Annotated in this window: 8 protein-coding genes; all 8 read right to left on the reverse strand. The window is 71.6% G+C overall.

The features are described from left to right. A partial coding sequence (locus tag VIB55_RS06540; RefSeq protein WP_331875866.1) for an ABC transporter ATP-binding protein occupies positions 1-1,014 on the reverse strand: 1,014 nt, incomplete at its 3' end. Positions 1,015-1,024: 10 nt separating this feature from the next. After that, complete coding sequence (locus VIB55_RS06545; RefSeq protein ID WP_331875867.1) at positions 1,025-1,909, reverse strand: ABC transporter permease; 885 nt, start codon at positions 1,907-1,909, stop codon at positions 1,025-1,027. A 60-nt stretch (positions 1,910-1,969) separates the two neighbouring features. Beyond that, positions 1,970-3,169, reverse strand: a complete 1,200-nt coding sequence (locus VIB55_RS06550) for a hypothetical protein (RefSeq protein WP_331875868.1) — start codon at positions 3,167-3,169, stop codon at positions 1,970-1,972. Further along, the gene (locus tag VIB55_RS06555) at positions 3,169-4,755 is read right to left on the reverse strand and encodes a polysaccharide biosynthesis/export family protein (RefSeq protein ID WP_331875869.1); all 1,587 of its coding nucleotides are present in this window, start codon (positions 4,753-4,755) and stop codon (positions 3,169-3,171) included. The genes VIB55_RS06550 and VIB55_RS06555 overlap by 1 nt, the downstream gene beginning before the upstream one ends. Positions 4,756-4,848: 93 nt before the next feature. Further along, the gene (locus tag VIB55_RS06560) at positions 4,849-5,823 is read right to left on the reverse strand and encodes a UDP-glucuronic acid decarboxylase family protein (RefSeq protein ID WP_331875870.1); all 975 of its coding nucleotides are present in this window, start codon (positions 5,821-5,823) and stop codon (positions 4,849-4,851) included. 5 nt (positions 5,824-5,828) lie between these two features. After that, entirely contained in the window at positions 5,829-7,202 is a 1,374-nt protein-coding gene (locus tag VIB55_RS06565; protein WP_331875871.1) for a UDP-glucose/GDP-mannose dehydrogenase family protein, read from the reverse strand. Positions 7,203-7,304: 102 nt separating this feature from the next. After that, entirely contained in the window at positions 7,305-8,699 is a 1,395-nt protein-coding gene (locus tag VIB55_RS06570; RefSeq protein WP_331875872.1) for a nucleotide sugar dehydrogenase, read from the reverse strand. A gap of 123 nt (positions 8,700-8,822) precedes the next feature. After that, a partial coding sequence (locus tag VIB55_RS06575; protein ID WP_331875873.1) for a UDP-N-acetylglucosamine 4,6-dehydratase family protein occupies positions 8,823-9,984 on the reverse strand: 1,162 nt, incomplete at its 5' end.

Consider the following 9,984-nt stretch of genomic DNA (forward strand, 5'->3'; position numbering starts at 1 on the left):
GTCGGGGTCGTTGGACCCGCACATCACCACCCCTTCGTCGTTCCGCAGCATGATGCCCACCCGCAGCCCGGCGATGGGCTTCAGGACCTCGTATTCCACGTTCACCGTGAACGGCTCGGCGCAGTCCAGGAGGGCGGCCGGCTCCCCGCCGGCGGCGGTGACCGAAGCGCGCCGCAGCCGGATCTCGTCGGTGCCCGGCGCGTCGTCCCCGCCCCAGACAACCTCGGCGTCGGACGCGCCGCTCTCGGCCAGGTACCGGCTCACCACCGTCTCGACGTCGCCCTCCACGGCCACGCGGCCTCCCTCGATCAGGAGCGCGGTGCCGCAGAGCGCCCGCACGGCGGCCATGTTGTGGCTCACGAACAGGATGGTGCGGCCCTCCTGGGCCACCGAGCCCAGCTTGCCCAGGCATTTCTTCTGGAAGGCCGCGTCGCCCACCGCCAGCACCTCGTCGACGATCAGGATGTCGGGCTCCAGGTGCGCCGCCACGGCGAAGGCCAGCCGCAGGTACATGCCGCTGGAATACCGCTTCACGGGGGTGTCGATGAACTGCTCGACCCCGGAGAACTCCACGATCTCGTCGAAGCGGCGGTCGATGAAGGCCCGGTCCATCCCCAGGATGGAGCCGTTCAGGTACACGTTGTCGCGGCCGGTGAGCTCCGGATGGAACCCGGTGCCCACTTCGAGCAGCGATCCCACCCGGCCGCGCACCTCCGCGCGGCCGCGGGTGGGCGAGGTGATGCGCGACAGGATCTTGAGCAGCGTGCTCTTGCCCGCCCCGTTGCGCCCCACGATTCCCAGCACCTCGCCCTGCTTCAGCTCGAACGAGATGTCCTCGAGCGCCCACACGTCGGCGCCGCCCCCACCCGCGCCCCCTCCCAGCGACCGCAGCCGCCGCAGGGGCGCGCCCGCGGCCCCGGCAAGGGCCTCGCGGAAGGTGCCGTACCGGGTGGCGGCCGTTCCGATGGTAAAGCGCTTGGCGAGGCCTTCGGCCCGGATCGCGATCGTCGACATGTCCCCCCCCTCAGACCAGGTCGGCGAAAACGCGTTCCGTGTAGCGGAAGTACAGCACCCCCGTCGCGAACAGCGCCACGCCCACGGCGGCCGACACCGCCAGCATCGACCAGGGCACGGGATTGCCGAACAGGACGGCGCGCATTCCCTCGATCACCCCCGCCATGGGATTGAGCGCGTACAGCGCCCGGTACCGTTCCGGCACCATCGACGCCGGGTACACGATGGGCGACGCGTACATCCACACCTGCAGCAGGAAGGGCACGACGTAGCGGAAGTCGCGGTACTTCAGGTTCAGCGCCGCCAGCCAGCACCCCATGCCCGCCACGGTGAGCACCATCAGCAGCAGCATGGCCGGAATGCCGGGAATGGCCGCCAGCCCCGGCACCAGGCCGTACCCCAGCATCACGGCGCCCAGGAGCAGCGTCGCGATGCCCAGGTCCACCAGTCCGGCGAGCACCGGGGCAAGGGGTACCACCAGGCGGGGAAAATACACCTTGGTGATCAGGTTCCGCTCGGCCACCAGGCTGTTGCTGGCGCCGGAGAGCGCGGCCGAGAAGTACGCCCACGGCACCAGCGCAGCCAGGGCGAACACGGGGTAGGGCACGCCGTCCGAAGGCAGCCGGGCCAGGCGCCCGAACACCACGCTGAAGACGACCATGGTGAGCAGGGGCTGCAGCAGCGCCCACGCGGCGCCCAGCACCGTCTGGGTGTAGCGCACCTTCACGTCGCGCCACACCAGGAACACGAAGAGCCCCCGGTACGACCACAGCTCCGCCAGCCCCAGCGTGGGCATCCGGCTGGGCGGCGCGATGACGAGCGTGGCGGCTCGGCGCGCCTCCGCGCCTCGCGCGTCGGCGCGGGCAATGGGAAGCGCTTGGCTGTTGGCGTTCATCCTCGCAAAAGAGCAAAAGGGCGCATGCGCCCTGTTCAAATCGATGTGCCCGGCGCGGCCTCAGTCGCCGTGCGCCAGTCCCTCGCGACGCGGTCCGCGCAGCCGCAGGTCGCGGAGGAACCCCGACCAGGCCGCGAAGAACCCGGCGTTGTCGGGGTTCGTCCGCGCGCGGCGCAGGGCCTCGGCGCCCACCACCAGCACGATGCCCAGCGCCAGCCCCATGAGGGCGGCGAACAACCCGGCCTGCACCGGCGAGCCCGCCCGGCCCGCGGGGCGCGCCTCGTCGAGCACCGTCAGCACGGGCAGGTTGTTGTGCGCGTCCAGCTGCGCGTCGGCCAGGGCCGCGGCGAGCGACTGGTACAGCTGCTGGTCCTGCGCGAACTCGCGCTCCAGCCGGGCCGAGGCCATCTTCAGCTCGCCCCCTTCGCCCAGCGGCACGAAGGCGGGGCCCGAGCCCTGCGACACGCGGCGCAGCTGGCCGCGAAGCCCCGCCAATTCCGATTCGGCGGCCTGCAGCTGCGGATGCCCGGGCACCAGCGCGCGCCGCAGCTGGGCCACCTCGCGCTCCTGGTCCAGCACGCGCGAGTGCAGCTCCGCGGCCGCGTCCAGCGTTCTCCGGGCCTGGTCGTCGACGTTGGGCACCGAGCGGTTGCGCTGAAACGCCAGCAGCCGCTGTTCCGACTGCACCAGGCGTTCGCGCGCCACCTCGAGCTGCGCCTCCAGCAGGGCCTGCCGGCGCACCGCGCCCTCCGTGCTGAGCCGCGCCATCAGGTCGTTCAGCAGCACCGGATAGGTGTTCGCCACCCGCAGGGCCAGCTGCGGGTCGGCCGCGCGCACCTGGATGGTCACCGAGCCTTCGGTGCTGCGGAGCACGCGCGTACGCTCGGCCAGCGTTTCGCGCACGTCGGCCTCGGTGCCGTAGCGGGGCGCCAGCCGCCCCACCATGGAGTCGGCCAGCGTCTGGCTGGCCAGGACCACCCCCACCAGCCGGTCGGTGGGGCTGGCCGTCGCCCCGCCCACCAGCCCGGCTACCCCGGCGGGCAGCCCGGCCAGGGCCATCCCCGAGCGCGACTGCGACCCGGAAAACGGCACCATCGTGGTGCTGGTCACGTACCAGGCCGTCCCGAAGACGGTGCTCGCGACGGCCACGGCGGCCGCGAGCACCGTGACGACGGCCACGGCCTTCCACCGCCGCAGCACGACGGCCGCCAGCTTCAGGACCGTGTTCCCGTGCCCTGGCTGCACTGTCTCTTCCGGCATCACGGCGTCCGGTCCGGGAAGAAGACCGGCCGCAGGGCCAGGTACGCGAAGATCAGCGACGACACCGAGCCCACCACCGCCTGCACCGTCTGCAGCGTCTGCAGCGGGTCGCGGCGGCGGCGGAAGGGCACCACGATCTGGTCGCCCGGCTCCAGCCGCGTAACGTCGCGCGCGTCCGTCTCGGTGCCCAGCCGGGCCCGCAGAACGGTTACGCCCCGGCGGTCGGCGCGGCGGCTGTACCCGCCCGCCAGCCGCACGTACTCCTCCACGTCGCGCCCCGGCAGGTGGGTAACGATGCCGGGCTGCGTCACGGCGCCCACGATGCTGACCCCGGAGCGGCGCTCGGGAACGTTCAGGATGTCCCCGTCCTCCAGCGGCTGGTCCAGGGCGCTTCCGCCCTCGCCGAAGAGCCGCTGGAAGTCGATCACCACCACGTCGGGGTCGCCCTGCGAACGGGCCTGAAGCACCCGCCGCTCCTCGTCGCTCAGCACCTCGGCCGGAATCGCCTGCAGCTGCTGGAGCGAGCGCGAGTGCGCGGCAACCCCCTGCCGGCGCAGCGTGGCGCCGGCCAGCGAAGCCTCGGCCGTAAAGCCGCCGGCCATGGCCACCAGCTCCCGCACCGTGGTGGTGTCGGGGCGGATGGGGTACGCGCCGGGGCGCACCACCTGGCCTGTGATGGTCGCGGTCTGCTGCACCCGGAAGTTGGAAAGCTCCGGGACGAACACGGCGTCGCCGGGGCGCATCACGAAGGCGCGCCCCTCGGCCCCCAGCGCCTGCTGGCGCGAGAACAGGCGGAACTCGCGCTCCTGCGGCCCCACGAAGCGCGTGACGCGAATGGTGTCGGCCGCGTTGGCGGGAAAGCCCCCCGGCCCGTTCGCCACCGCCAGCAGGTCCGCCAGCGACTCGCCGCCGCGGTACTCGTAGCCACCCGCAAAGTGCACGCGCCCGAACACCTGCACCAGGTCGTCGGCGGCCGGCACCACCACCACGTCGCCCTCGAGCAGCGCCGGGTTGGCCTCGAGCTCGCCCAGCTGGCGGAAGCGCACCAGGTCGGCCACCAGCGAATCGCCCGTGGCGCGGCGCACCACCACGTTCCGCCGCAGCACACCCGGGCCGGCCTGGGCCGGCACCACCTCGCTTACGCGCGAGGCCGGGCTCGCCACCTGGTAGCCGGGCTCGGGAACGCTGCCCACCACGAACACCTTGAACCGCCGGGCCGCCGAAAGCGCCAGGTTTACGCTCACCCCCTGGTAGAAGCGGGTGACCAGGTCGCGCACGCGGGCCTGCGCCTGGTCGAGGTTCAGCCCCAGCACCCGCACCACGCCCAGCTCCGGCACCACCGCCGACCCGTCGGGGGTCACGGCCACCGTCCAGACGCGGTTCACGTTGCCCGTAATGGAAAGCGTCAGCTCGTCGCCGGGCCCCAGGCGGTACGCGGTGCGGCTGACCGGCGCGTCCAGCAGCACGGGCTGCGCCGCCGCGGGACGGCGGGAGGCAGCGCTGTCCGTCTGCTGTGCCGCCGCCGGCGCGCCGGCCAGCAGGGCCGCCGCCAAAGCCGCCGCGAGGCGGCGCCGGAGGGGCGCCACTCGGCCTTTCGTTTCTGTATGCTTCACGTCCTGCCTAGTTTCTGATGCGGGCACGGGACGCGTTCCCGCCGCCCCGTGCTGTCCTCCCAACCGTCAGGCCGGCGCTCCGGCCAGGGTGCGCGCGCCGGCATCCTGGCCTTCCACCAGCCGGCGGAAGTGGGGGATGGTGCGCTGCAGCCCTTCCTCCAGCTCCACCCGCGGCTCCCATCCCAGGACGGCACGCGCGATGGTGATGTCCGGCTGCCGGACCTTGGGGTCGTCTTCCGGCAGCGGAAGCCGGTCCAGCGACGAGGCGCTTTCCGTCTGGGCCAGCACCCGCTCGGCCAGCTCGAGGACGGTGAACTCGTTGGGGTTGCCGATGTTGGTCGGCTCCACCCGGTCCGACCGGAAGAGCCGGTAGATCCCGTCCACCAGGTCGTCCACGTAGGTAAACGATCGTGTCTGCGATCCGTCACCATAGATGGAGATGGGATCGCCCCGCAGCGCCTGCACGATGAAGTTCGAGACCACCCGCCCGTCGCCGGGCCTCATCCGCGGACCGTAGGTGTTGAAGATGCGCACGATGCGCGTCTCCATCCCGTGGAAGCGGTGGTAGGCCATGGTCATCGCCTCGGCGAAGCGCTTGGCCTCGTCGTACACCCCCCGCGGGCCCACCGGGTTCACGTGGCCCCAGTAGCTTTCCGGCTGGGGGTGCACCTGGGGATCGCCGTACACCTCGCTCGTCGACGCGAGCAGGAAGCGGGCGCCCTTGGCCTTGGCCAGCCCCAGCGCCTTGTGGGTGCCCAGCGACCCCACCTTCAGGGTGGGGATGGGCTGCTCCAGATAGTCCACCGGGCTGGCCGGCGAGGCAAAGTGGAGCACCCCGTCCAGCGGGCCCTCCACGTAGATGTAGTTGGTGACGTCGTGCTGGATGAACCGGAAGTCCGGCCGCCCCATCAGGTGCGCCACGTTGTCGGGATGGCCGGTGATGAAGTTGTCCATGCCGACCACCTCGTAGCCCTCGGCCAGGAACCGGTCGCACAGGTGCGAGCCCAGGAACCCCGCGGCCCCGGTGATGAGAACGCGCATGCGCCTCAGGCTCCCGCGGCGGCCAGGGCGGGCCCCGGCTCGGCGGCGGCCACCGTGACGCGGCCCACCGACACGTACTCGAAGCCCATGTCGCGCATGCGCTCCGGGTCCCACAGGTTGCGCCCGTCGAAGACCACCGGCTCAGCCAGGTGCGCCTGCACCCGTGCGAAGTCGGGGTTGCGGTACGGCGCCCACTCCGTCAGCACCAGCAGCGCGTCGGCGCCCTCCAGGCAGTCGTAGTTGTGCTCGCACAGGGCCAGCCCGCCGGTTTCCAGCAGGTCTGCGAAGTAGCGCTGGGCCTCGTGCTCCGCTTCGGGGTCGTGCGCGAGCACCCGCGCGCCGCGCTCCACCAGGCCGCGGACCACCGTCAGCGAGGGAGCCTCGCGCATGTCGTCGGTCTCGGGCTTGAACGAAAGCCCCCACACCGCGAAGGTGCGCCCCGCCAGGTCGGCGCCGTAGCGCTCCACCACGCGGTCCAGCAGCAGCCGCTTCTGCGCCTCGTTCACCTTCTCGACGCCGTCGAGGATCGAGGCGTCGACCCCGGAGTCGCGAAGGGTGTGCACCAGCGCCTTGACGTCCTTGGGAAAGCAGCTGCCGCCGTACCCGATCCCCGCGAACAGGAACCCGGGCCCGATGCGCTCGTCGGTGCCGATGCCCTGCCGCACGTGCGACACGTCGGCGCCCACGGCCTCGCACAGCCCCGCGATCATGTTCATGAACGAGATGCGCGTGGCCAGCATGGCATTGGCCGCGTACTTGGTGATCTCGGCGCTGGCGATGTCCATGAACAGGATGGGGTTCCCGGTGCGCACGAAGGGCGAGTACAGCTCCCCCAGCTTTTCGCGGGCGTACTCGGAGTCCACCCCCACCACCACGCGGTCGGGCTTCATGAAGTCCAGGACCGCCGCGCCCTCCTTGAGGAACTCGGGGTTGGAGCACACGTGCACGCGCCGGGCGGTGTGGCGGGCGATGGCCGCGCGCACCTTGGCGGCCGTCCCCACGGGAACGGTGCTCTTGGTGATGACGATCTTCTCGGGGCCGTCCTCCGGCATGTTGCGCCCGATGGTGTCGGCCACGGCCAGCACGTGCTGCAGGTCGGCGGAGCCGTCCTCGCCCGGAGGGGTGCCGACCGCGATGAAGACGATCTCGGCGCCCGCCACGGCCGAAGCCACCTCGGTGGTGAACGAGATGCGCCCCTCGCGCAGGTTGCGCTCCACCAGCGGCTCCAGGCCGGGCTCGTAGATGGGGATCTCGCCGGCGTTCAGGCGGCCGATCTTGCCCGCGTCCACGTCGGCACACACCACGTCGTTGCCGGTTTCGGCAAGGCACACGCCCACCACCAGCCCCACATACCCCGTCCCCACCACTGTGATACGCACGAAGAGGCTCTCCTCGGAAGGTTTTTCAGGTACGCCGCCCCGCTGCACGGACGCGGCCGGCCGGCGTCGGTCGCCGGCCGGCCGCGTCGGCGGCGAAGCGGATCAGCCTACGACGGCCAGCCCGGCCAGCGCATGCACCGCGGCGGGAGGCGGAGTGGCCACGCCCGACAGCCCCACCACGCGGGCGGCGCCCGGGTGCCGCCTCATCACCCCGCGGGTGTCCACCACCAGGCGCGCGTGCTCGGCCACCCGCGCGTAGTCCACGGCGGTGTGGTCCGTCACCACCACGACCACGTCGGCCGCGGCCAGCCGCTCCCCGGTGAGCACCTGGTTCTCCATGGGCAGCCCCTTCAGCGGGGTGTGGCCGTCGTCGTGGATGGCTGCGCAGAAGGGGTCGTGGAAGCTGACCCGCGCCCCCTTGTCCTGCAGCAGCCGCATGATGTCGAGCGCCGGGCTTTCGCGCAGGTCGTCGATGTCCTTCTTGTACGCCACGCCCAGCACCAGCACGTCGCTGCCGCGCACCGCCTTGCTCTCGTCGTTCAGCGCGTCGGACACCTTGCCCACCACGAACGCCGGCATCTCGCCGTTGATCTCGCTGGCAAGCTCGATCATCCGCGTGCGGAACTCCAGCGTGCGCATCTTCCACGACAGGTAGTGCGGGTCCAGCGGAATGCAGTGCCCGCCCAGCCCCGGGCCCGGCGTGAACTTCATGAAGCCGAACGGCTTGGTGGCCGCCGCCTCGATCACGTCCCAGACGTCCACCCGCAGCTTCTCGCACGCCTGCGCCAGTTCGTTGGCCAGCGCGATGTTGATCATGCGGAAGGTGTTCTCGTACACCTTCACCAGCTCGGCCGCCTCGGCGCTCTGCACCGGCACCAGGGTGTCGAACACCCGACCGTACAGCGCCTCGCCCGCCTGCAGGCACCCGGGCGTGATGCCGCCGATGACCTTGGGGGTGTTGCGCGTGTGCCACACCGGGTTGCCGGGATCCACCCGCTCGGGGCTGAAGCAGACGAAGAAGTCCTCGCCCGCCTTCAGGCCGCCCTCTTCCAGGATGGGCAGCACCACGTCGCGGGTGGTGCCCGGAAAGGTGGTGCTTTCCAGGATCACCAGCTGGCCCGGCCGCAGCGTGCGGGCGATGCCCTCCGACGCGTTGACCACGAACGACAGGTCCGGGTCCTTGATCTTGTTCAGCGGCGTGGGCACGCAGATGCAGATGGCGTCGCACTCGGCCAGCCGCGAGAAATCGGCCGTGGCCGAAAGCAGCCCCTCGCCCACGAAGGCGCCCAGCACCTCGCTGGAAACGTCCTGCACGTGGCTGCGCCCGCCGAGCACGCCCCCCACCACCCGCTCGGAAACGTCGAAGCCCAGCGCGCGGAACCCGCTGCGCGCCACCTCGACGGCCAGCGGCAGCCCCACGTATCCCAACCCGATGATCCCGACGACCGCGTCGCGCGACTCGGTGCGGGAAAGAAAATCGTCAAGCCTGGCGCTCATGGTACCACCCTTCGATCGAACGCGGACGCCGCCCCTGGCCGGCGCGCCGGAAACACGCCTCCGTGCGCACCGTAAACCTATAAGATACTGCTACATGGCCGTGCGGCGCAACCCGCCGGGCGGCTACCGCGAGGCCGCCGCGGCTTCCAGCCCGCGCTCGCGCAGCGGCGCCACGCACTCCGGAACCAGGGCGCAGATGCCCAGCAGGCAGTCTTCGGCGCTGCCCACCTCGACGGCGGCGCCCAGCCGGTCGAGCCCGGGCATCAGCGTGTCGGGGGCGGGCTCGTTGGATTGCACGATGCGGATCTTGGCCAGTGCCGTGGGAATGGTGGCCTCGTGCTCCGACATCAGCTCCTCGTGCAGCTTTTCGCCGGGGCGAAGCCCGGTGAACACGATGGGAACGTCGCGGTACGGCTCCAGCCCCGAAAGCCGGATCAGGTTCTCGGCCAGCTCCACGATGCGCACCGGCTCGCCCATGTCGAGCATGCAGATGCGCCCCGCGGCGTCGGGGATCGCCGAGGCCTGCAGCACCAGCTGCACCGCTTCGGGAATGGTCATGAAGTACCGCGTGACGTCGGGGTGCGTCACCGTCAGGGGCTGCCCCGCGTCCATCTGGCGCCGGAACAGGGGAAGCACGCTCCCGTCGGAGCCCAGCACGTTCCCGAAGCGCACGGCGCGGAAGTCGGTGCCCGCGCGGCGCAGCGAGGGCCAGCCCAGCACCACCTGCTCGGCCACGCGCTTGGTGGCCCCCATGACGCTGGAGGGGTGCACCGCCTTGTCGGTGGAGATCAGCACGAACTTGTCGGCGCCGAAGCGGGCGGCCATCTGCGCCACGCACAGGGTGCCCAGCGTGTTGTTCCTCACCGCCTCGACGGCGTTGTCCTCCATCAGCGGCACGTGCTTGTAGGCCGCCGCGTGGAACACGCAGTCCGGGCGGTGCTCGGCGAACACCGACTCCATCCGCCCCTCGTTGGTGATGTCGGCCACCACGGGAACGATGTCGAGCCGCGGGTGTGCGCGGACGAGGTCCAGGACCGCGTAGTACAGCGGCGTCTCGGCCTGGTCCAGCACCACGAGCCGGCGCGGCTCCATGGCGGCCACCTGGCGGGCCAGCTCCGAGCCGATGGAGCCCGCCCCGCCGGTCACCAGCACCACCCGTCCCTCCAGGTCCTCCTGCACGCCGGCCAGCTCCAGCGCCACGGTGTCGCGCCCCAGCAGGTCCTCGACCTGCACCGGCCGCAGCTCGCCCAGGCGCGCGCGGCCGTCCAGCAGCTCGCGCATGGAG

The organism is Longimicrobium sp. (genome assembly GCF_036554565.1).
GTDB lineage: Bacteria > Gemmatimonadota > Gemmatimonadetes > Longimicrobiales > Longimicrobiaceae > Longimicrobium.